This window comes from Shewanella sp. (genome assembly GCF_048265805.1).
In the GTDB taxonomy this organism is placed as follows: Bacteria; Pseudomonadota; Gammaproteobacteria; order Enterobacterales; family Shewanellaceae; genus Shewanella.
Window position 1 is genome coordinate 66,234 of the sequence record NZ_JBLXAT010000021.1, and the last position, 21,299, is coordinate 87,532.

At 48.2% G+C, this 21,299-nt stretch carries 18 protein-coding genes; 10 read left to right on the top strand and 8 right to left on the bottom strand.

The genetic code is table 11. The features are described from left to right. Nucleotides 1–24: 24 nt before the first annotated feature. The 4 genes from ACN0TT_RS14625 (at nt 25) to glmS (ending at nt 4,720) form a co-directional block, all read left to right on the top strand. Nucleotides 25–453 (top strand): F0F1 ATP synthase subunit epsilon, encoded by a 429-nt coding sequence (locus ACN0TT_RS14625; RefSeq protein ID WP_417762887.1) that lies wholly within the window; start codon nt 25–27, stop codon nt 451–453. A 121-nt stretch (nt 454–574) separates the two neighbouring features. Then, nucleotides 575–1,939 carry a bifunctional UDP-N-acetylglucosamine diphosphorylase/glucosamine-1-phosphate N-acetyltransferase GlmU gene (gene glmU / locus ACN0TT_RS14630; RefSeq protein ID WP_417762888.1) on the top strand — a complete coding sequence of 455 codons (1,365 nt, stop codon included), beginning with the start codon at nt 575–577 and terminating at the stop codon, nt 1,937–1,939. Between the two features lie 158 nt (nt 1,940–2,097). Further along, nucleotides 2,098–2,871: a DeoR/GlpR family DNA-binding transcription regulator gene (locus tag ACN0TT_RS14635; protein WP_417762889.1), complete on the top strand. Its 774-nt coding sequence runs from the start codon at nt 2,098–2,100 to the stop codon at nt 2,869–2,871. A 19-nt stretch (nt 2,872–2,890) separates the two neighbouring features. After that, entirely contained in the window at nt 2,891–4,720 is a 1,830-nt protein-coding gene (glmS, locus tag ACN0TT_RS14640) for a glutamine--fructose-6-phosphate transaminase (isomerizing) (RefSeq protein WP_417762890.1), read from the top strand. A 290-nt stretch (nt 4,721–5,010) separates the two neighbouring features. On the opposite strand, the gene ACN0TT_RS14645 is transcribed toward glmS, so the two are convergent. Next, nucleotides 5,011–5,373, bottom strand: coding sequence for a hypothetical protein (locus tag ACN0TT_RS14645; protein WP_417762891.1), 363 nt, complete (start codon nt 5,371–5,373; stop codon nt 5,011–5,013). A gap of 134 nt (nt 5,374–5,507) precedes the next feature. Continuing rightward, on the bottom strand, nt 5,508–6,125 hold the full coding sequence (locus ACN0TT_RS14650; RefSeq protein WP_417762892.1) for a hypothetical protein: 618 nt from the start codon (nt 6,123–6,125) through the stop codon (nt 5,508–5,510). A 240-nt stretch (nt 6,126–6,365) separates the two neighbouring features. Here ACN0TT_RS14650 and ACN0TT_RS14655 point away from each other — a divergent pair, with 240 nt between their 5' ends. Next, complete coding sequence (locus tag ACN0TT_RS14655) at nt 6,366–9,116, top strand: hypothetical protein (RefSeq protein ID WP_417762893.1); 2,751 nt, start codon at nt 6,366–6,368, stop codon at nt 9,114–9,116. A 62-nt stretch (nt 9,117–9,178) separates the two neighbouring features. Here the strand turns inward: ACN0TT_RS14655 and ACN0TT_RS14660 are convergent, their stop codons facing one another. From ACN0TT_RS14660 to ACN0TT_RS14675, 4 genes are read right to left on the bottom strand one after another with little or no spacing between them, the layout of a single operon-like run. After that, the gene (locus tag ACN0TT_RS14660; RefSeq protein WP_417762894.1) at nt 9,179–10,057 is read right to left on the bottom strand and encodes a hypothetical protein; all 879 of its coding nucleotides are present in this window, start codon (nt 10,055–10,057) and stop codon (nt 9,179–9,181) included. A 4-nt stretch (nt 10,058–10,061) separates the two neighbouring features. After that, nucleotides 10,062–10,982 carry a hypothetical protein gene (locus ACN0TT_RS14665; RefSeq protein WP_417762895.1) on the bottom strand — a complete coding sequence of 307 codons (921 nt, stop codon included), beginning with the start codon at nt 10,980–10,982 and terminating at the stop codon, nt 10,062–10,064. Between the two features lie 13 nt (nt 10,983–10,995). Then, nucleotides 10,996–11,805 carry a hypothetical protein gene (locus tag ACN0TT_RS14670; RefSeq protein ID WP_417762896.1) on the bottom strand — a complete coding sequence of 270 codons (810 nt, stop codon included), beginning with the start codon at nt 11,803–11,805 and terminating at the stop codon, nt 10,996–10,998. Between the two features lie 41 nt (nt 11,806–11,846). Next, nucleotides 11,847–13,580 (bottom strand): hypothetical protein, encoded by a 1,734-nt coding sequence (locus tag ACN0TT_RS14675; protein ID WP_417762897.1) that lies wholly within the window; start codon nt 13,578–13,580, stop codon nt 11,847–11,849. A 1,250-nt stretch (nt 13,581–14,830) separates the two neighbouring features. Here ACN0TT_RS14675 and cyoA point away from each other — a divergent pair. From cyoA to cyoE, 5 genes are read left to right on the top strand one after another with little or no spacing between them, the layout of a single operon-like run. After that, nucleotides 14,831–15,811 (top strand): ubiquinol oxidase subunit II, encoded by a 981-nt coding sequence (gene cyoA / locus ACN0TT_RS14680; protein ID WP_417762903.1) that lies wholly within the window; start codon nt 14,831–14,833, stop codon nt 15,809–15,811. 8 nt (nt 15,812–15,819) lie between these two features. Continuing rightward, nucleotides 15,820–17,805, top strand: a complete 1,986-nt coding sequence (gene cyoB, locus ACN0TT_RS14685; RefSeq protein ID WP_417762898.1) for a cytochrome o ubiquinol oxidase subunit I — start codon at nt 15,820–15,822, stop codon at nt 17,803–17,805. Continuing rightward, nucleotides 17,802–18,410 (top strand): cytochrome o ubiquinol oxidase subunit III, encoded by a 609-nt coding sequence (gene cyoC / locus ACN0TT_RS14690; RefSeq protein ID WP_417762899.1) that lies wholly within the window; start codon nt 17,802–17,804, stop codon nt 18,408–18,410. The genes cyoB and cyoC overlap by 4 nt, the downstream gene beginning before the upstream one ends. Further along, nucleotides 18,410–18,742 carry a cytochrome o ubiquinol oxidase subunit IV gene (gene cyoD / locus ACN0TT_RS14695; RefSeq protein WP_238898047.1) on the top strand — a complete coding sequence of 111 codons (333 nt, stop codon included), beginning with the start codon at nt 18,410–18,412 and terminating at the stop codon, nt 18,740–18,742. The genes cyoC and cyoD overlap by 1 nt, the downstream gene beginning before the upstream one ends. A 10-nt stretch (nt 18,743–18,752) precedes the next feature. Next, complete coding sequence (cyoE, locus tag ACN0TT_RS14700) at nt 18,753–19,637, top strand: heme o synthase (protein ID WP_417762900.1); 885 nt, start codon at nt 18,753–18,755, stop codon at nt 19,635–19,637. A 91-nt stretch (nt 19,638–19,728) separates the two neighbouring features. Here cyoE and ACN0TT_RS14705 read toward each other — a convergent pair whose 3' ends face one another. Then, nucleotides 19,729–20,631, bottom strand: a complete 903-nt coding sequence (locus ACN0TT_RS14705) for a 1,4-dihydroxy-2-naphthoyl-CoA synthase (RefSeq protein WP_417762901.1) — start codon at nt 20,629–20,631, stop codon at nt 19,729–19,731. A 28-nt stretch (nt 20,632–20,659) separates the two neighbouring features. After that, nucleotides 20,660–21,010 carry a hypothetical protein gene (locus tag ACN0TT_RS14710; protein ID WP_417762902.1) on the bottom strand — a complete coding sequence of 117 codons (351 nt, stop codon included), beginning with the start codon at nt 21,008–21,010 and terminating at the stop codon, nt 20,660–20,662. Between the last annotated feature and the right edge of the window lie 289 nt (nt 21,011–21,299).

The window sequence follows — 21,299 nt, forward strand, 5'->3', positions numbered from 1 at the left end:
GCTCGGTGAACATAGGAGAACAGCATGGCAGCCGTGACAGTACATCTTGATATCGTCAGTGCAGAAAGCCGCATCTACTCTGGCCTAGTGGCTAGTTTGCAGGTGACAGGTGCTGAGGGTGAATTGGGCATTATGCCTGGTCACACTCCACTGCTGACTAATATCAAACCTGGCATGGCGCGCATCGTCAAACAGGACGGCAAAGAAGAAGTGTTCTATCTTTCAGGTGGTATTCTGGAAGTGCAACCATCTTCAGTGTCTGTTCTGGCTGATGTTGTATTGCGTGCCGATGAGATTGACGAACAGGCCGCAGCTGAAGCTAAGCGTCGTGCAGAGGCCGAAATGGCTAATGCAGGTGCTGACTTTAACTATGCGGCAGCCGCAATGGAGCTAGCCAAAGCTATCGCTCAACTGCGTGTTGTTGATACCATCAAGAAGAACATTGCCAGATAATGTAACTCTGCTTAAAAAGGCGCCTCAGGGCGCCTTTTTTATTATCTAAATTCATAGAAGCACTGATCCGCTGTAACGATTTGGTTAGAATGTGTCGGTCTTCAGTAAACAGGGAATGGATATGTCGCTCAATGTTGTCATTCTTGCTGCGGGTAAAGGTACTCGCATGCGTTCTGACTTGCCCAAAGTTCTGCATAAGGTCGCCCACAAAGCGATGGTGCAACACGTAATTGATACTGCCAAGGCGCTTAACGCCGACAACATTAATCTGATCTACGGTTATGGTGGCGACAAGCTACAGGCGGCTGTAAATGACAGCAGCTTGCAATGGATTGAACAAGCCGAACAGTTAGGCACTGGTCACGCCGTGGCGCAGGCCGTGCCCCATATTGCGGATGATGACAGTGTATTGATCCTCTATGGTGACGTGCCGCTGATCCAGACCACGACCTTGCAGTCACTATTGGATGCTCGCGCTGCGGATGGGATGGCGTTGCTTACCGTTAAACTGGATAACCCTACAGGCTATGGCCGCATCGTGCGTGACAATGGTCAAGTGGTTGGTATTGTTGAACAGAAAGATGCCACGGCTGAACAACTGGCGATCACTGAAGTAAACAGCGGCATTATGGCGGTACCGGGCAAACAGCTCAAAGCATGGTTGGCTAAGCTGGATAATAACAATGCCCAAGGCGAATTCTATCTCACTGACATCGTGGCAATGGCGCACGCTGAAGGCGTACAAATTGCCACAGCCCACCCAACCAATGCCATTGAGACCGAGGGCGCCAATAACCGCGTACAACTGGCGACACTCGAGCGTGCTTACCAAGCGCGTCGCGCCGAAGAGTTAATGCTGAATGGCGCTAACTTGCGTGATCCCGCACGTATCGATATTCGCGGTGATGTCACTATCGGTATGGATGTGATGATCGATGTGAACGTGATTTTTGAAGGCACTGTGGCACTCGGTAACAACGTCACCATTGGTGCGGGCGCCATGTTGAAAGATTGTCAGATTGCCGATAACGCCGAAATTAAACCTTACAGCATCATTGAAGGCGCCAAACTGGGCAATGCCGCCAGTGCAGGGCCATTTGCCCGCTTACGTCCTGGGGCGGAACTGAAAAACGATGCTCACGTTGGTAACTTTGTTGAGATGAAAAAAGCCGTGTTGGGTGATGGTTCTAAAGCGGGTCACTTAACCTACTTGGGTGACGCGCAGATCGGCAGCGGTGTGAATATTGGTGCCGGCACCATCACTTGTAACTATGACGGCGCCAACAAGCACCTGACGGTGATTGAAGACGATGTGTTCGTTGGTAGTGATACTCAGCTGGTGGCGCCTGTCACCATTGGTAAGAACGCTACGCTGGGCGCAGGCTCTACTATCACTCGCAACGTCGGTGAAAACGAGTTAGTGATCACTCGCGTTAAGCAAAAACATATTGAAGGCTGGCACCGACCAGTGAAGAAAAAGTCTTAATTCCGCACTCAATAAGTTTCGTTTCGAAAGCACTTGTCAGGGTGCTTTCGCTTTTTATCGCCAAATTTCCAAAATCCTCGTCATTGCTGGCAATTTAACCTTGCCTAAAACTTTCGAATGAATATAATTTGTTTCGAAGCGAAATTTAGGCTGGATTGATGACCAAACGTAACACACAGCAACGCCGCCGTACCATTGTTGAACGGCTTAATCATACGGGTGAAGTCAGTGTGGAACAGCTTGCTGCGGAATTCAGCACCTCAGAAGTGACCATTCGCAAAGATCTGGCGGCACTAGAGAAAGACGGGTTATTGCTACGTCGATACGGTGGTGCTATTCCGCTGCCACAAGAGATTGCCGTAGCGCCCACCAGCAATCCATCTGCCAACCAACTGGCGATCGCACAAAAGGCCGCAGAGCTCATCCGTGACCATAACCGCATCATTATCGATTGTGGCTCGACGACGCTTGGGCTGATCCCTGAGCTCAATCACAAACGCGGTTTAGTGGTGATGACCAACTCATTGCAGTTGGCCAGCGCTATTCACGAGCTGGAACATGAGCCCACACTTTTGATGACCGGTGGCACATGGGACCCACACTCCGAATCGTTTCAGGGACAGATGGCAGAACAAGTGCTGCGTTCCTACAACTTCGATCAACTGTTTATCGGCGCTGATGGTATCGATCTCGACCGCGGCACCACCACCTTTAATGAGCTTACTGGTCTGAGCAAAGTGATGGCTGAAGTATCACAGCAGGTCATTGTGATGCTCGAAGCTGACAAAATTCAACGTCGTATTCCCAACCTCGAATTGCCATGGGAATCGATAGACATCTTAGTCACAGATAGTCGCTTACCCGCGACAGCTGCCGCCGCAATCACTGCGCACGGTATTCAGCTGCTAGTGGTCGACACTGTGGGCAACTAACTTATTCAGGGAAAATATTATGTGTGGAATCGTCGGTGCTGTGGCACAACGTGATGTCATGGAAATCTTGCTTGAAGGCTTAAAACGTCTTGAGTACCGCGGTTATGACTCCGCCGGTGTGGCAGTTATCAATGAAGGTACGCTGCAACGCACCCGCCGAGTGGGCAAAGTGCAAGAGCTGGCGAATGCCCTCGCAGAACAGCCGCTACCCGGCGGTACCGGTATTGCCCATACTCGTTGGGCAACTCATGGTGAACCAAATGAACGTAACGCCCACCCGCATCAATCGGCGGGTGATATTGCTGTGGTGCACAACGGTATTATCGAAAATCACGCCGAGCTGCGCACACAGCTGCAAGCGCTCGGCTATCAATTTGAATCTGATACCGATACTGAAGTGATTGCCCATCTGGTGCATCACGAGCTGAAATCACACAACTCGCTGCTGGCGGCAGTACAAGCGACCGTTAAACAGTTGGAAGGCGCCTACGGTACGGTGGTGATTGATCGTCGTGATAGCGAACGCATGGTGGTGGCACGTAGCGGTAGTCCGCTAGTGGTGGGTTTTGGCTTGGGCGAAAACTTTGTCGCCTCTGACATTATGGCACTGCTGCCTGTTACTCGTAAGTTTGCCTATCTAGAAGAAGGCGATGTGGCGGAAATTACCCGCCGCAGCGTGAACATCTATGATGCCGCTGGTAATGAAGTGAGCCGCGAAGCCAAAGAAACCGAAGTGTCACATGACGCTGGTGATAAAGGCGAATACCGTCACTATATGCTGAAAGAGATCCACGAGCAGCCACTGGCACTCGCGCGCACTCTGGAGCAGCGTATTAGCAGTGGCAAGGTGCTTGCCGCTGCCTTTGGCGATAATGCCGAGGCGTTACTGAAAGATATCCGTCATGTGCAGATCATCGCTTGTGGTACCTCATATCATGCGGCGATGACCTCCCGTTATTGGTTAGAGCAGTGGGCTGGTGTGTCGTGTAACGTGGAGATTGCTTCCGAGTTCCGTTATCGCAAGTCATTTACCTTCCCGAACAGCCTATTGGTGACCATTTCCCAATCGGGCGAAACTGCCGATACGCTGGCGGCATTACGTCTGGCTAAAGAGATGGGTTACAAAGCATCGCTGACCATCTGCAACGTGCCAGGTTCATCGCTAGTGCGCGAGTCGGACATGGCTTACATGATGAAAGCCGGTGCAGAAATCGGTGTGGCATCAACTAAAGCTTTCACCGTGCAGTTAGCCGGCTTACTGCTGCTAACCGCTGTGATTGGCCGTAATAACGGCATGAGTAGCGATGTAGAAGCCGCCATGGTGCACAGCCTGCAATCACTGCCTGCCAAAGTAGAACAAACCTTAGCGTTAGATGATGCGATTGCCGACCTAGCAGAAGACTTTGCCGACAAGAGCCACGCGTTGTTCCTTGGTCGTGGTGAACAATATCCGATTGCGATGGAAGGCGCGCTCAAGCTAAAAGAGATCTCTTATATCCACGCTGAAGCCTACGCTTCAGGCGAGTTGAAACATGGCCCATTGGCATTGATTGATGCGGATATGCCAGTGATTGTGGTGGCACCGAACAACGAACTGCTGGAAAAACTGAAATCTAACGTCGAAGAAGTGCGTGCCCGCGGTGGTTTGATGTATGTGTTTGCTGATGTGGATGCCAAATTTAGCTCTGACGACACCATGAAAGTGATTCCGGTGCCACATTGCGACGAATTTATCGCCCCGATCATCTATACCCTGCCGCTGCAGTTGCTGTCATACCACGTGGCCTTAATCAAAGGCACCGATGTTGACCAACCACGTAACTTAGCCAAGTCAGTTACCGTTGAGTAACGGTAGCAAGGTAGGTATTAGTAGGTGTGTGAGAGTAATAAAGGGGTGACTAGGATCACCCCAAGGATAGAAACTTTATTCCTCTCCAACAGTAGGCCGACACTATTGCCGCGCCCGAAGCTCGATTGATAGTTGTAAGGCCAGCTCCAGTAGCTGGCCTTTTCTATGCTGTATCTATAAGCGCGAAGTACGTTACTAGAGCATTCGATTGTGGCTAAAAGACCAGAGCACAGCCAACCTCATCATACGATGTACTAGTCTTCTGCTTGCTAACGTCCAGCATCAAGGGATTACTTGAGAATATCGATAATCTCGCGAGTATCTCTAAACAAGCGGATCAATTGGTTATCCACGTTGACGGTGATGATGCCGTCACGATCAATCGGCACTGTGATGCGGCCGCGATCAAAAATACGGCGATCTAATATGTCACCGCGGCGGTAGTTTTTGGCCCACCCCGGTGGTAACGGCTCACCATTGGCCAGTTTTTTTTGCAAACCTGGCGGCAGTGGTTTTTCTTGCTTATGTTTGGCTTGCTTGTGTTCGTGGTGATCATCTTGCTTGGCTATCGCGCTTGTCGATAGCGCGGCGCCTGCTAAACCTAGAGTTACTGCTGTTGCTAACGCGGTTAGCTTACTTGCTCTCTTTCCCATAACTCTTCCTTAGACAGCATTGCTGTCGTGGTTATCAGCTAAGCATAGTTGCTTATTCTCAAGTGGCGTAAGACTATGGGATAACCGCTGTCGTCTAGCTGAATCGTTGATAAGGCAAGTAGATGGCAATGCTATTAGTCATAAGGGAACAGGCCACTATCATCGATACCGATATTTTCTCCACGCGGGGCGCAGCTGGATTTTGGCACGCGATCGGCAAGTTCAATGTGGTAATAAGAAACGGGTTGTTGGTAGCGCTTAGTTTGTAATACTTGCAACACGTTAGCGCGAGGGTTTATCTCGTGATAAGCATCAGTAAGTTGCAGCTCGGCCAGCGATTGCTGGTAGCCTTTTGGGAAAAACAGCTGTTCAAAGCGGGTAATTCGGCTAGGGTCTACTGCTATTTTCAATGAACCCGCAACGATATAGTTAGCACTTTCCACCGTGTCGCCGATGCGCACCGCCACATTAACTTCCCACTTGGCTTGGATAGCGCGTTTGCTGCACTGTTGCAGTAAGTCGTCTTTCATCTTGGCAAAATCAAACACTTCACCTTCTGGAATACAGAGCACTTCGTCTTCGACAAGGACGTTTTCATCCACATTTAACGCCATCTCGGCGACAACATTACAGGAATTACCGAAGGGCACTTGGTGTTGTGAGGAGGGGACCTCGTCGACGTGCAGGCCTAAGGCGCGATAATCTTCAACAGCACCTTTGCGAGTGGTAATAAGCTTTTTAATTTCAACCATGTGCATACTCTTTATCCATAAAGTTGGCGCTATTGTGGCTGAATCACATCGTTAGTTCAAATTTAACTGTGTTCACAATATTAGTTAACTCATTATTTTTATTGAGTAAAGATACTCCTTGATGGGTTGTGTATTACGGCTGATTAGTTAAACTGCCCCACTTCATTTTATTGGTTTCTATTCGGTGCACGGGTCACCCATAAGATCACCTCGGCAAGGTTAACGACAGTAAGGAACACGATGTCTCAATTTGCAAAGCGCATAGCGATTGCGCTGAATCCCACCGATGCCACCAGCATAAAAGCGGCATTAGTTGAATATCACCAACGTCTACAAGATGGCAGTGCTTTCCGTTTTATCGGCAGCTTACTGTTTAATATTGAATTTGTGCACAGTGATGACCGCCCGCTAACGTTGGCGGATGCGGGGGCTAATCAGGCACTGGTTGATCGTGCGATTAATACCTGTCGCATTGATGCCCGTGGTGCTTATCAAAGTGAGCCGATTTTATTTGCCGCCGCGCTTAACTTTGCCGAGTTAATGCCTGAGCTGTTGCAAGTGGCAGCAGCAATGGTGAATTTTGCCCGTCAGCGTAATGATGATGGCGACTTGCGGCTGGATGACGACAACTACTTTGGCCTTGAAGCCTTGTTTATGCTGGCGTTGACTGATGTGAATCACAGCCATTATCTGGCCAGCTTTTTAACGCCGTATTGGAACACCGAAAGCTTCAGTTGGGCGCCTGAAACACTAGCACATTTGGTGAATGAATTTGGCTGGCAACGGCCGCTGATTAAAGCCTATCTCTACTGCGATACTGCCCATATGCGGCGCTTCTTCTATCAAGGCCGTGACGGGGATGAAACCGCCCCAGCTTTGCTCGATCATTTACAGCAACATCAAGAAGATTATCAATGGTTTAAAGCGCAATTGCTGGAGCGTCTGTTAGCGCGCCCTGTGCTGGCGTATCCGATGGAATCGCTAACCAAAGCCCAAGTGGTGCTGGGCTTCTTCTACAGCCTTGGTGAGTGGCCAGTCGAAGATGCTGAACTGGCTTACTATAAGGAAGAAGATGAATGGCAAGATGCGGTGCAATCGTTACTGATATTTGGTCAAACGGTTGAAGCCGAAGCCTTAGCTATTCGTGACCGCATCACTGAGTTGCAACCCGGTGAACCAGTAGAAGTGGTGGCGCAAGCATGGCGTCATCTTGAGAGCCGTTATGCTGCTTGGCCGCGGGATGAATCCCCAGAGGACGATTGGGAGGATGATGCTGACGACGAGACTGACTTTACCGCAGCAGAAAGCCAAGCACTGCAGGATTTAAGGTCTGCTATTCGCCCAAATTGGGACCGACTTACACGTAAAACTAACTTGGATGAGATTGCCGCCAACTTACCCTCTCCAGCCTCACGTTGGCTGTATGAGGATTGGCATTATCCATTGTCGAGCTTTGTGAGTTATCGCCTCAAACACCACGCTCTGGCTGAGGACGACACCGAAGAGCTGGTGGATTGGCTGAACGAAAATTTCATCGACGAGTCGCTGGAATACATCAAAGAAGATTATGTGGATGACGACCATGAGCAATGTGAGCGACTATTCGCTTGGTTAGCGCTCGCTAACATAGAAGAAAACTTCGACGAAATGGTTTCCATTGCTCGTGAGATTTTCTACAAAGATGGTGGCACTCGAGGCGATTACATCAGCGCCAAACAACCCGCTTATGCTCTGCTTTGGCGCCATCGTTATCAACGTGGTGTACTTAGCCTCTTTTGGCTGCTGGGCTGCGAACAAATCCACCCAGCGTCAAACTTGGCTGTACTCGCCAGACGTCAATGGCAACTGTTGCTTGCGTTAGCGCCGCAACGCGTCATCAACCAAGTGTGTTATTACTACGGCAATTATGCGCACTACGCTGCCATTGATGATGAAGCGGTTGAATATCAGGTGTATGAACAACTGGCGCAATTAGGTGTGCCCGAAGCCCACCTACAAGCATTCCAGCTGCTGGTTGATCAACGTGTTGCGGGTTATCGTCCGGCACATCAACGCTTTTGGCAGCGCTATCTTGCCAATATTGAGCACTTTGCTACTGCTGATGAGCATGCCACCGGCATGTTGGCACGGCAGCAATGGTTGCAGCGCCAAGCATTGGAACAGGCGTTACCTTACTGCACTGAAACGGCCATGTTGCAGTTTTATGCTGACACGCAATTAGCGTATCCCGCTGCTGAGTTGCCGATTCAAGCACTGTTTGAACAAGCGCTACGCCGCTCGTTATACGCCAGTTTTGCTGACAGTACAGCGCCGCAACTTTATGACAAGCTCCTTGCCTATCTACACAGTGGCGAAGGGCTCGAACAGTTAACGCCGAAAGCACTCAAGTTGCCGGAACTATGTGGCTGGAAACCGTATGTGCAAGACTACCGTATTGGTCCGGCAGATTTTGTTTGGCTTCTGCCAGAAGAGCAAGCAGTGCGTTTGGTACAGTTTTTCTGTCAACAAGGCGAGCGTGGTTTGCGCTTTTTGCTCGTCCCCCCTGCGGAAGATGCCTTTATTGATCACTTAATTCGCAGCGGTGAGTTAACCATGGCAGAGCGTTGGCAGCATGCCGAGGTTGGTCATAACAGTATTAGCGATCCGGATGTTGGCATGGCACTGCTGGCCGCCAAAGATAACTGGGCGCTTAACTGGTTGGATGAACGCGGTATCGACACCGCCTCATTGGTGTATTACGCGGTGACACAAGGGCGTGATTGTGAAGCTTTTGTCAGTAAACTAGCGCGTGAACAACGCCTGCCTAACATGAATAGCCACTTCAAGCGCAAAGATCGCGCTAAGCTACTGCAGATGTTGGCAACCGCACAGCAGCAAGCTGAAAACAACAGCGAGATTGCTGCCCTACCAAGCAGTGTCTTTAGCCGTTTTGTTAATGACAGCTCTATTGCCGTTAAATCATTAGCACAGAAGTTATTTACTAAAGACTAATGAATACGGTGGTGCATACAAAGAAAGCGGCCAATTGGCCGCTTTCTTGTTGGTGAGCGATGCTATTTTTGTGGCGGTGTTTTTAATACCAGTAGTGCTACGACCGCGATACTGAACCAACCGATAAACATCTGCAGCCAAACGCTGAAAAACACTAGCGGATGGGAAAGTCGCATAATTTCCAGCAGGAAGTTTTTGAGCACAAGGCTGGCGACCAATGGTAACAGCAGCAGTGCTAAGGTTTTACCAAAGTGCCAGCCAATATTGAGACTACGGCGATACAGCATGCGGCCACTAAAGTAACCCAGCAATATGCCCCAAGTGGCTAGGCAAAAAGTAATGCCTTGATCATACCAGTGAATGCCATGTGCGCTGCCAAGTACCAACAAAACCATAGGAATAATATTCCAAAGCAGGAGGCGGAAATTCTGCCAAAAATAGCCAACAGCGTGCAGTTGCCCATCACTTTTATGGTTGGGATTGTATTGCAGCAGCGGGTGTTTAGGCTGTTGCCGCGCGAGTGTTGGCAGCTTACGAAACCAAAAAATATGAAAGAGTAGCCAGAGTAAGCAGATACCGAACTCACCTAGTAGGATATTGCTATCTAGCGTGCCCCTTGTATTAGCGGCAATATGCAGCAAGTTGATAATAAAGTGCGCGGTGCCTATGTTGACTAGGGCTAGCGGCAGTGCCAGCCATTTACCCACGGCGCGGTAAGCCAAGAGTAGCTGAGCCGCTAGCCATAGCAGTGCCAACAGACGTGATACGTCAAAAATAGGAAAGCCGTTCGGCGGTATCGCTACCACTACAGCTTCAGCGAGCACCGTTATCATCAGTAATAGCAGCTGAGCGATAAAGTAGCGATCACGGTCGAGACGCTTATTTTCTGTGTCGGAGAACTGATTTTTCCAAAGAAGATCTTTAATAATTTTCAACAGCATAAGATTACTTAGGCTCTTTAGTTGCAGGTTCAATGATGATTCTGAGCAAGCCGTAGGCGACCAACATGCCCAAGAACGGCAGCAGTAAATGCACGCTAATGGTCAACCACGTTTGGTGGAAATAAGCTTTAGCAATGATGAAGATCGCAGCCGCCACTACGGCAATAACGACAACACCAGCAGCTAACCATTTCCAACCGTTCGCCCCGATATTACGCAGGCGCAGCTGTATCAGCCGCAACACCATCAGTAGCCAACCGATTTGTAGTATCGCTAACCAGAGTTTTTGTGCCGTCCAACCTGAACTGCTGGTATCGATTGGCCCGCCAATATACAGGGTGAGACTCACCAGTAATGACACAATGCAGCTCCAAATAACCATGCGCCAGAAATAGCCTACTGCGGTCAGTTGTTGGTACGGCTTAAACTGGCTGTTAATCCGTAACCATGGATGGGAGGCGACGACTTTTTTTAACGGCCAGTAACAGATCAAAATGTACAACTGCATCAAAGCAAATATCGGTACTAATAGCAGCAATACCAGTATGAAACCGCCGCTAGGCTGCATAAATGGCGCATTGCGAAACAGCGGAAATAAGCTGGCAACCCCAAAATTAACCAGCCCTAACAGGCCTGACAACCACCATTTTTGTAGCAGCCGCTGCACGAGCAATATGTGGGCAATCAGCAGCAACGGGCCAATGCTGAGCAAGCAATGGTTGAATACCCATACAATCACTTGACTGTCATTGACACCAAAGTGAATGGCATCGCTTATCACGCCAAACGGTAACGGTTGGGCAATCAGCAAGGCAAATTGCACCGCAAATAACAATGACAGCCCGATAAAGTAACGGTCGCGGTCGAGCGGTTGTTTGCTGCCAAACTGCTCCTGCCAAAACAGGTCTTGAAGAATCTTTAACATGACACTCCTTTATTTATGTCTCTGGTGTCGATGGTGGCTCATCTTGGGATGAGAGCGTGGCGCCGCTAGGTGCTGTTTGCTGGTGGCGCCAAATAAGCGCAGCGGTAGCGGTGGCAAATAGCATGATGATGATGTTTATGGTCAGTTGTTCACCATTAATACCCAACAAGGGGTCTATGAGTTGGTGGTTAAACGCGGTATTTACCACGTAAGCCGCGCTGAACAGCGGGATACCTACGGCCGCTAAGCGCAAGCGTTTGCGGTGTACGAGATAGAGTTTGAACTTGATGCTATACAGTAAAAACAGTGCCGCATAGCAACATAGGAGCACCAGCAGCGTCAGCAGGTAATCTAGTTGGCGGTGGAACCCCAATACATCACAAATAACAATTGCGGAAATAAACACGTTGGCGCCAAGCTGTAGCTTGGCAATGCCGATCGATTGATATTGGCAATATTGGCTCTCTTCTAAGCTTCTGCCATTGTTATCTAGCACAGAGGCCATCACCGCCTGATAAAAATAGAATAGCAGCGCCATCATCGCAGCGCCGGTTTGGTGGTTGGCGCAGTAGAGCATGCCCACCACGGCAAAGCCGAAGTTGGCATAACCCAACAGTTTGAGCGTCTTGCTAGAGAACAGCGTGTCTTTTGCACTAATCCCCACCAGTGCGGTGTTGGACACGATAAATAACGCGCTAGCGAAGAACAGGTAGAAATTCCGCTCCAACCCTAGCGGTTGCGATTGTGGAATACAGGCGATGACAAATGAAACCACCAATAACATCACCATGTATAGCGCATTAGCTAACTTGGGGTACAACATCAATACTTCCCTTATAATCCGTTGGCCGGGGGGCAGATGACTTAGTCATCATCCCAGTCGTCGTATTCATCATGCTCAATCTTGATAAAACTGGCATCGTTATATGGCCAAGGGATTTCAGCCAAAAACTGCTCCAGTTCAGGTGTTTGCGCATGTTGTGCTCGTATATGCGGTAGTGTGCGGTTGATATGAAATGGATGAACTTGTTCTCCACCGCCTATCGCCACAAAGTAGCGCGCCAATAAGGGTAAGTACTCGCTGAAATGACTGATGCTGAATACCGCGTCCGCTAATACGGGCTCACCGTTAGGACGGACAAAACTGGCGGCGTTTGGCCATTGAATAAAGGCCGCCACAATGGCCGCAATGAGCGCACTATCTTGGTGTGCTGTTCGATGAAACAGCGCTGATTCACTATGCTGTTTGCCCAAGCTATCACCAAAAGCAAAATACAATGGCTGAGAAGCTTGCACTTGAGATAGCTGACGTTGCAGGTTGGGCATCAGCGCAAGCAGTTGCCTTAACGCGAGTTGCTCACCGTCGCTGTGGAACAAATCGCTCGTGTGCAGTTGAACTCGGCCAGACTGCTTGGATATTAGCTGTTGCTCTGCCATGACCTGTAATGCTTGCGCAGGGTATTTATTACAAGACAGTGGTTGAGTCGCTAAGTCAGTCATTGAAGCATGCGATGGCTCCGGCAGTTGTGCCCGCCAGAGGCTTTCCCACTCTTGGTCGCCGACGGCAATAGTGAGCTGTCCTGCTTGTTCGTCTATCACGCGGTAACATGTTGTGGTTTCGCCCGTTAAATCTTGGTGATCTGATGAACACAGTTGATAAAGCGGCGACAGGTAGCTGCCATCGAGTGCTATTTTCTGAATTTTGCCATCTTGCCAACTGAGCCAGATCGCGGCCTGTTTCGGACAAAAGTAGACGTCAGTAAGACACTGCAATAGCCCCATAAGCACGCGGTTATGCTGGTGGCTAAAGTCGCCAGCGACAATGTTATCCAGCGTGTTAGCGTCTTCCTCAAAAAGCGCGATCTGTTCAAGCGTAAAATCACGTACATCGCCCTGCCACCAGGTGTTTGCTTGGCTATCAAGCAGTTGTAGCGGATAACCATAATGGCCATCGGCATGGCTGTTGAGTCGATCGGTGAATGGCGTGACATAGATACCACGTTGCTTATCAACAAACAGCTGTGGTCTTACTGGGACGTTCTCGGGCGCAGGTTTGCTGTTAATCGCTAACTGTTGCCACTCGTGGGTATGGCAATTAAATGTCAGTAGCCAGTGTTGACGGAAGTTATAACCCGGTTTGTCGTTACGGCCATAAAACGCCAGCATTTGCTGAGTATGGGCGATACTGTCGCAATCTACCCCATGGTTGGCGGGGAATGCCCATTCGCTGACGTCCATATTTGTCAGTTGAATATGGTGCAATATCGTCTTGCGTTTATCTCGTCGTCTGCTGGCAAACCATAGTGACTGTGAGTCGACATCCAACCAAGCCCCCGCATCACTGGTACTCGGTAGTTCCAGTAATTGTTGGCACGTGGAGTGCGTTATCTCGGCGCTAAAAATTTTGCCAAAATTGGTCACCGCCAGCCATTGGGAGTCGGACAGCCAATCGAGTAGCACGAGTTGGTCATGTTCTGTATCGGGTAATTCAACCTGCTGGATAAGCGTATTGTTCTTTACGTCAATAACTTGGACTTGCTGGAAGTCTTCGTAAGCCAGTTTGCTGCCGCGAAGTTGACGTTGAGAATGATCAAACATAAAAACCTAAAACTTGGATTTGATTGGGGTGATAAAACCAATGAGTGTCGAGCTAGCGCTGACGTGATAATGCAGAGATTGTCGATAATACAAACGGTTATATCCTTATAGTCGCTGCTTTCCTGAGTTGGGCTATTGAATAGCTATGACAGAAGAGCGGCCAAATTTTGGCATAACCTTAATTTCATTAATAGAAAATTGGTAAAAATTTACCAATAATTGTCGGGAGAACGTTTTCCTAACGTGTTTTATGTGATGCATGTCGTTAATCATATGTTTTATATGGCTTTATATGTTGGTTGGGTTTTGTGCGTTTGGATTTTTAGATGGCGCTTTTTGGTTGCTAATTACCAGCATTGGTGCGTATTGGAGCCATTACGCCGATATTTATGCCACAACAACCGCATTGCGCACTAACTTCAGTTATTTTTCATCCCATTTACTTACTATTTCTCTGAGTAAATAATGTTCGAGCGCTATAACCATATGATTTATAGTGATTTACTACTAAAGTTGTATGTAAGGTGACGCTTAAGTGAACTTTTTTTAGCCGTTATCGTATTAAGTTTTAACATTAGATAAATGAATTTTGTCGGTGTCTCTGCAGCGTCTATGTGGCGGTTGATCACTGATTTATCTGAGTAAAAAACCACTTAATCGTTGTATGCTCAAAAGATTTTTGTGATAATCTTCACGTTTATCAAGCTAGCTATACAAAAGTCACATTTTTGTGTCGCGAGGTTGGTTCCATTTATAAAAGAAATCGAAAAAACGGTTCAAGTTTCGCGCTGAAAGTAACTGCCTAAGTTGGCTTTTGGTAAGGGGCAAATAATAGTCCTGCGAGTCTAATTTTTAGGCTTTTTCCTACATTTCGAATTCTTAGTGCTGGCATTGAGCTGTGTGTTACGGGGGCGTTTTTGAGTAGTGTTGCTTCATGTGATAGCTGCATAATCAACCATTACTCATCGAATTCTGTCGCGAACTATTAATTTAAGGTGTTGTTAATTAACCGCCACTGAACAATCAGAGGTGCGTGGCTCACTTTGATGATGATAGTCATATTTCATACTTCTCAATCAAAAAAACACTAATTTGGCAACCATCCTAAGGTTTGATGTATGCAGATTGGTTTCGGCGTCTATTATTGTAAAGCTGGCTTGCCGTCAGCCTTGTTAGTAAGCGTCGTCAATGCCACCAATGATGGTTATTGGTGGATGTTATCAACCTCTGTCGTTAGAGGAAGGTTCTTCGTGTTTATTCGTAGCCTAAGTAAATTCGCTTTAGCAGCCTTGGCCCTTGTGCTATCTGGCTGTGATGGTGGTGTGCTAGACCCTAAAGGTCATGTAGGTGTACAGGAAAAAGAACTGATCATCATCGCCACCGTGCTGATGTTGTTAGTGGTTATTCCCGTAATTTTCATGACGCTGTATTTCGCATGGAAGTACCGTGAAGGTCGTGATGAAGTCTATATGCCTAAATGGGCGCACTCCACGAAAATTGAGTCTGTGGTTTGGACTATCCCAATCATCATCATCATTATTCTGGGGACTATTACCTGGAAGACAACCCACGAGTTGGATCCATATCGGCCGTTAGAAGACGCTGATGGGAAACAATTAGATCATATGGTTGTTGAAGTTGTATCACTGAACTGGAAATGGTTGTTTATCTATCCAGAACAAGGTGTGGCAACCGTTAATGAGCTGGTTTTCCCTAAAGACGTTCCTGTGCAGTTCAAGATCACTTCTGACTCCACTATGAATTCATTCTTTATTCCGCAATTGGGTAGCCAAATCTATTCAATGGCAGGGATGGAGACCAAACTTCACCTGATCGCCAACCATGAAGGCACTTACGATGGCTTCTCGGCCAACTATAGTGGCGCTGGCTTTACCGGTATGAAGTTTAAAGCGATTGCGACCGCTACTGATGCTGACTTCAATAGTTGGGTTGCCAAAGTGAAAGCCAGTGGAACTCCATTGAACCCTCAAAGTTATGAAGTGCTTGCAGAGGAAAGTGAAAACAATCCTGTGCAGTATTATAGCGACGTAACGGATGGCCTGTTCCATCAGATCGTTATGAAGTATATGCAGCACTATAACGATTGGGGCAAAGGCAGTAACGAACATGGTGAGGGAATGAAGCATGGCGAACATCACGATGCAGAAGCATCTGATATGCCTAAGATGCAACATTCAGCTGATCACGCCGCTGCTCATGGGGAGGCGTAGGAGTTAATATGTCTTTATTAGGTAAACTTTCGATTGATGCTGTTCCGTATCACGAACCCATTGTTATGGGCACCCTTGCTGGCGTAGGCATTGTTGGCCTGTTGCTGGTGGTGTTGCTGACCAAATTCAAACTCTGGGTACCTTTGTGGCGTGACTGGATTACATCCGTTGACCATAAACGTCTAGGTATCATGTACATCGTATTGGCATTAGTCATGCTGATCCGTGGTTTCGCTGATGCGATCATGATGCGTACCCAACTGGCGCTCGCCACTAACGGCAATGCTGGATATCTTCCACCTGAACACTATGACCAAATCTTTAGTGCTCACGGCGTTATCATGATCATCTTTATGGCGATGCCATTCATGGTCGGTCTGATGAACATTGTGGTGCCATTGCAGATTGGTGCTCGTGACGTTGCATTCCCATTTCTGAACAACCTTAGCTTCTGGTTAACAACCGCTGGTGCGATTCTGATCAACATCTCTTTAGGGGTTGGTGAGTTTGCGAAGACCGGTTGGGTTGCTTATCCACCGCTGTCGGAACTCACGTTCAGTCCGGGGGTCGGGGTCGACTACTATATTTGGGCATTACAGTTATCAGGTCTTGGTACCTTGCTGACCGGCGTGAACTTCTTGGTAACGGTATTTAAGTGCCGCACACCAAGCATGAAGTTGATGCAGATGCCAGTGTTCACTTGGGCATGTACTTGGGCCAACATCCTGATTGTAGCTTCATTCCCAATTTTGACTGCTGCACTGGGCTTGCTGACTTTAGACCGTTACTTGGATTTCCACTTCTTCACTAACGAAGGTGGTGGTAATGCCATGATGTATATCAACCTGTTCTGGGCATGGGGTCACCCTGAGGTGTACATCCTGATCCTGCCAGCGTTCGGTATCTTCTCTGAAATCGTAGCAACCTTCAGTACTAAACGTCTGTTCGGTTATACCTCAATGATCGTAGCTAACGGTGCTATCTCAGTACTGGGCTTCATCGTTTGGTTGCACCACTTCTTTACCATGGGTTCTGGCGCCAACGTTAACGCGTTCTTCGGTGTGATGACCATGATTATTGCGGTGCCTACCGGGGTGAAACTGTTTAACTGGCTGTTCACCATGTACCGCGGTCGTGTACGTATCACTGTACCTATCATGTGGACCTTGGGCTTCATGACCACCTTTACCATCGGTGGTATGACAGGGGTGCTGTTGGCGGTACCAGGTGCTGACTTCGTACTGCATAACAGCTTGTTCCTGATTGCCCACTTCCATAACACCATTATTGGCGGTGCGGTATTTGGTTACTTGGCAGGCTTCGCCTACTGGTTCCCTAAAGCAATGGGCTTCCACCTGAATGAAAAACTCGGTAAGAGTGCATTCTGGTGCTGGTTGGTTGGTTTCTATGTCGCCTTTATGCCGTTGTACGTATTGGGCTTCATGGGTATGACTCGTCGTCTGAACCATACTGATAACCCAGCATGGAACATCTGGTTGTATATCGCTTGTGTGGGTGCCTTCATTATCTTGGCGGGTATCGTGTCGCAACTGCTGCAGCTGTTTGTATCCTTCCGTGACCGTAAGCAAAACATGGACACCACTGGTGACCCATGGAATGCGCGTACGCTGGAATGGCAAACTTCATCGCCTCCGCAGTTCTACAACTTTGCTAAATTGCCAGAAGTGCACGATATCGATGCCTTTATGGATGCCAAAGAAAAAGGTACTGCATACCAGAAACTGGATAAGTATGAACCTATCCATATGCCGAAAAATACCGCAGCTGGTGTGGTGATTGGTGGCGCATTAGCCGTCATGGGCTTCGCCTTGATCTGGCATATCTGGTGGTTGGCGGCGGTGACATTAGTCGCATCTATCGTGGCATTCATCGTACGTGCTTACGACAACGATGTGGACTATTACGTCCAACCTGATGAAATTGAAAAAATTGAAGATGCCTTTGTGAAAGGTGCTTCGGAGGTGAAGGCATGAGCAGCGTGAGTCAAGCAATTGATGCTCATGAGCATCATGAACATCACGATACAGGTAAAAATACCCTTTTCGGTTTCTGGCTTTACCTGATGACCGACTGCCTGTTGTTCGCGTCAGTATTCGCAACTTATGCCGTACTGTACATGAACACCGCAGGTGGCGTATCTGGACATGATATTTTTGAGTTGGATTATGTGGCAGTTGAAACAGCTGCCCTGCTGCTCAGTTCTATCACTTACGGTTTTGCCATGATTGCTGCGCATAAACAGAATCGTTCAGCCACTTTAGGCTGGTTAGCGATCACCTTTGTGCTTGGTGCAATCTTCATCGGGATGGAAGTCAACGAGTTCCATCACCTGATTGCTAATGGTAACGGTCCATCACGCAGCGCCTTCTTATCATCGTTCTTCGCGTTGGTAGGTATGCATGGTCTGCACGTGACTGCAGGTCTGATTTGGATGGCAGTGATGATGGTTGAAGTGGCTAAGCGTGGCTTAGGCAACCGTACAATCACTCGCTTGGGTTGCTTGAGTATGTTCTGGCACTTCCTGGACGTTATCTGGATCTGTGTATTCACCGTTGTTTACTTGTTGGGGGTAGTGTAATGAGCGATTTATCTCATTCAACCCATGACGACGGTCATGGAAGCGTTAAGTCTTACCTGATCGGCTTTGTGTTATCTGTAATTCTTACAGTGATCCCTTTCTGGGCAGTAATGAGCAGCCAGTTTTCTAAGCCTGCAACCATCGTATTGGTGGTGGTATTTGCGGTAGTACAGATCATTGTGCACCTGAAATACTTCCTGCACTTAGATTTCACACCGACAGGCAAAGAGAACACCATTGCGTTCCTGTTCTCCGCGCTGATTATTGGTCTGGTGGTCGGTCTGTCCATTTGGATTCTGTACAGTGCTAACGCGCTGATGATGTACATGTGAGCTGATTAATATGTTGAAGCCTTATCTCAACGTCACCAAGCCCGGCATTATTATGGGCAACCTGATCTCGGTCGCGGGGGGCTTTTTTCTGGCCTCTCAAGGCCACATCGATTGGGGCCTGATGTTTGCTGCCGTCTTGGGGTTATCTTTAGTGGTGGCCTCTGGTTGCGCCATTAATAACTGCATTGATACCGATATCGATGCCAAAATGCGTCGCACGCAAACGCGTGTGACCGTGACTGGCGAAATGTCAGTTCGCCATGCATTTTGGTTCGGTGTGGCGTTGGGATTCGCCGGTTTTGGTATTTTGGCTGTCTACACTAATGCGATGGCGACGCTGTTCGCCGTCATTGGCTTTGTGGTTTATGTTGGCGTGTATAGCCTCTATATGAAGCGCATGTCGGTGTATGGCACCATCGTGGGAAGTCTGTCTGGCGCCGTGCCTCCAGTGGTGGGCTACTGCGCTGTGTCAGGTAAGTTTGATGCAGGTGCAGCAATTCTGTTGCTGATGTTCTGTCTGTGGCAAATGCCCCACTCTTACGCGATTGCAATCTTCCGCTATGAAGATTACAAAGCGGCTAAAATTCCAGTGTTACCAGTAGTACACGGTATTGAAAAAGCCAAGTTGCACATTGTTGCTTATGTAGCGGTGTTCGCATTGGTATCTGTGTTACTACCATTAACGGGTTATACCGGTGTTGCCTTTATGGCAGTGGCATGTTCTACCAGCTTGTGGTGGTTGGCGATGGCTTTACGTGGCTATCGTAAAGATGTTGATGTTACCGGTTGGGCACGCCAAGTGTTCGGTTTCTCAATCATCACTATCACAGCATTGAGTGTGACCATGGCTCTCGACTTTAAAGAAGTTACCTCGCAGTTGTTTGTACAACTCTAGGCTCGACATATTGATACGCATTAAAAAGCCCGGCTATATATAAGTCGGGCTTTTTGTTATCACCACCGAACTGAGGCGTATTAATTAGTAGTTAGTAGTGCCAAGGAAACTTAGAAAAGTCTTGATCGCGTTTTTCTAAGAAGGCATCACGCCCCTCTTCCGCTTCCGCTGTGCCATAGGCCAAACGTGTCGCTTCGCCAGCAAACAGTTGCTGACCTACTAAGCCATCGTCGGGTAAGTTGAAGCCGTACTTCAGCATGCGCATTGCTGTAGGACTCTTAGAGTTGATCTCTTTGGCCCAACGTAACGCTTCTACTTCTAACTCCGCGTGGGGAATCGACCGGTTCACCATGCCCATGTCAAAGGCTTCATCTGCATTGTAGTTAAAACCGCAGAAGAAGATTTCACGCGCACGCTTTTGTCCAATCATCTTGGCCAGATATGCACTACCATAACCAGAGTCAAAGCTGGCTACATCGGGATCGGTTTGCTTAAACACGGCATGTTCTTTCGAGGCTAAGGTTAAGTCACACACCACATGTAAGCTGTGACCTCCACCTACCGCCCAACCTGGAACAACGGCAATGACTACCTTAGGCATAAAGCGGATCAAGCGTTGTACTTCAAGAATATGCAGACGTCCCATTCTGGCGATGTCGGCTTTGCCCGTCTCAGCACCTTCATATTTATAACCGTCTTTACCGCGAATACGCTGATCGCCACCAGAAGAAAATGACCATTGGCCTTTCTTCGATGGACCGTTACCCGTTAATAGCACACAGCCTACATCTGACCATTGGCGAGCATGGTCGAGCGCGATATACAACTCATCAACTGTTTTAGGACGAAAAGCGTTTAAACAATCGGGACGGTCAATGGCAATACGCACAGTACCGTGAGCCTTAGCGCGGTGATAGGTAATATCTTCAAACTCAAACCCTGGGACTTCATCCCACAGCTCGGCGTCAAATGTATCGGAAACAAAACGAGACATAACAACTTCCTGAGGCTAACTATATGAATCACAGATTATCGCAAATGAACTGCAAATTATCTCGACTAAAAACGGGATGAGATAACACATTTCCCTGACAGTACTGCTGTTTAAAATCATTAAAGGCATCGGGCGTACTTAAGATGCTATCGGTTTCGTGTAACTCGACACCCGATAAGCGGTCGTCAATGTTGGCCAGTAGCTGACTCTTCTTCTTATCTATACGAATGATTTGGGTGCCAGTCATAGCATCCAGTTTCCGTTCTATCTTCTTTAACACAGCTTCTGTTTGAGCAATCGGCTCATCCAGCTTATCTGTCCTCGTGGCGAAGTAATAAAGCGCTGCCGCCGCAATGGCAATGAGTATCCACCCTTTCATAGTTAAAGCCCTGCAATTACCAGCATTAATTAATAGTGTAAATTACCAATATCGCCGTAGTAGACAATGTCTGTCGGCGACAATGCCCAACAGTTTAACTTGGCTAACAAGTGATTATGGTGGATTTCTGTACTTAAAGGCCATTCTATAAGCGATAGATGCCGTAAAAACTGGCGATTGGCTGGAAAGTTGAACACTTAAAAAAATATCGCAAAAAAGGGGTTGCGCAGTTTTTTGATGTCCCTATAATGCGCACCCACTGACACGGCAAAGCGCGAAAGCAAAGGTC

Bases quoted from the DNA above. Each gene is read 5' to 3' on its own strand.
- ACN0TT_RS14645 (WP_417762891.1), bottom strand. From the start codon at position 5,373: ATGGGAAAGAGAGCAAGTAAGCTAACCGCGTTAGCAACAGCAGTAACT.
- ACN0TT_RS14670 (WP_417762896.1), bottom strand. From the start codon at position 11,805: ATGTTGTACCCCAAGTTAGCTAATGCGCTATACATGGTGATGTTATTG.
- ACN0TT_RS14655 (WP_417762893.1), top strand. From the start codon at position 6,366: ATGTCTCAATTTGCAAAGCGCATAGCGATTGCGCTGAATCCCACCGAT.
- ACN0TT_RS14660 (WP_417762894.1), bottom strand. From the start codon at position 10,057: ATGCTGTTGAAAATTATTAAAGATCTTCTTTGGAAAAATCAGTTCTCC.
- cyoD (WP_238898047.1), top strand. From the start codon at position 18,410: ATGAGCGATTTATCTCATTCAACCCATGACGACGGTCATGGAAGCGTT.
- ACN0TT_RS14635 (WP_417762889.1), top strand. From the start codon at position 2,098: ATGACCAAACGTAACACACAGCAACGCCGCCGTACCATTGTTGAACGG.
- ACN0TT_RS14625 (WP_417762887.1), top strand. From the start codon at position 25: ATGGCAGCCGTGACAGTACATCTTGATATCGTCAGTGCAGAAAGCCGC.
- ACN0TT_RS14675 (WP_417762897.1), bottom strand. From the start codon at position 13,580: ATGTTTGATCATTCTCAACGTCAACTTCGCGGCAGCAAACTGGCTTAC.
- ACN0TT_RS14665 (WP_417762895.1), bottom strand. From the start codon at position 10,982: ATGTTAAAGATTCTTCAAGACCTGTTTTGGCAGGAGCAGTTTGGCAGC.
- ACN0TT_RS14705 (WP_417762901.1), bottom strand. From the start codon at position 20,631: ATGTCTCGTTTTGTTTCCGATACATTTGACGCCGAGCTGTGGGATGAA.
- ACN0TT_RS14710 (WP_417762902.1), bottom strand. From the start codon at position 21,010: ATGAAAGGGTGGATACTCATTGCCATTGCGGCGGCAGCGCTTTATTAC.
- glmU (WP_417762888.1), top strand. From the start codon at position 575: ATGTCGCTCAATGTTGTCATTCTTGCTGCGGGTAAAGGTACTCGCATG.
- cyoE (WP_417762900.1), top strand. From the start codon at position 18,753: ATGTTGAAGCCTTATCTCAACGTCACCAAGCCCGGCATTATTATGGGC.
- cyoB (WP_417762898.1), top strand. From the start codon at position 15,820: ATGTCTTTATTAGGTAAACTTTCGATTGATGCTGTTCCGTATCACGAA.
- ACN0TT_RS14650 (WP_417762892.1), bottom strand. From the start codon at position 6,125: ATGGTTGAAATTAAAAAGCTTATTACCACTCGCAAAGGTGCTGTTGAA.
- glmS (WP_417762890.1), top strand. From the start codon at position 2,891: ATGTGTGGAATCGTCGGTGCTGTGGCACAACGTGATGTCATGGAAATC.
- cyoC (WP_417762899.1), top strand. From the start codon at position 17,802: ATGAGCAGCGTGAGTCAAGCAATTGATGCTCATGAGCATCATGAACAT.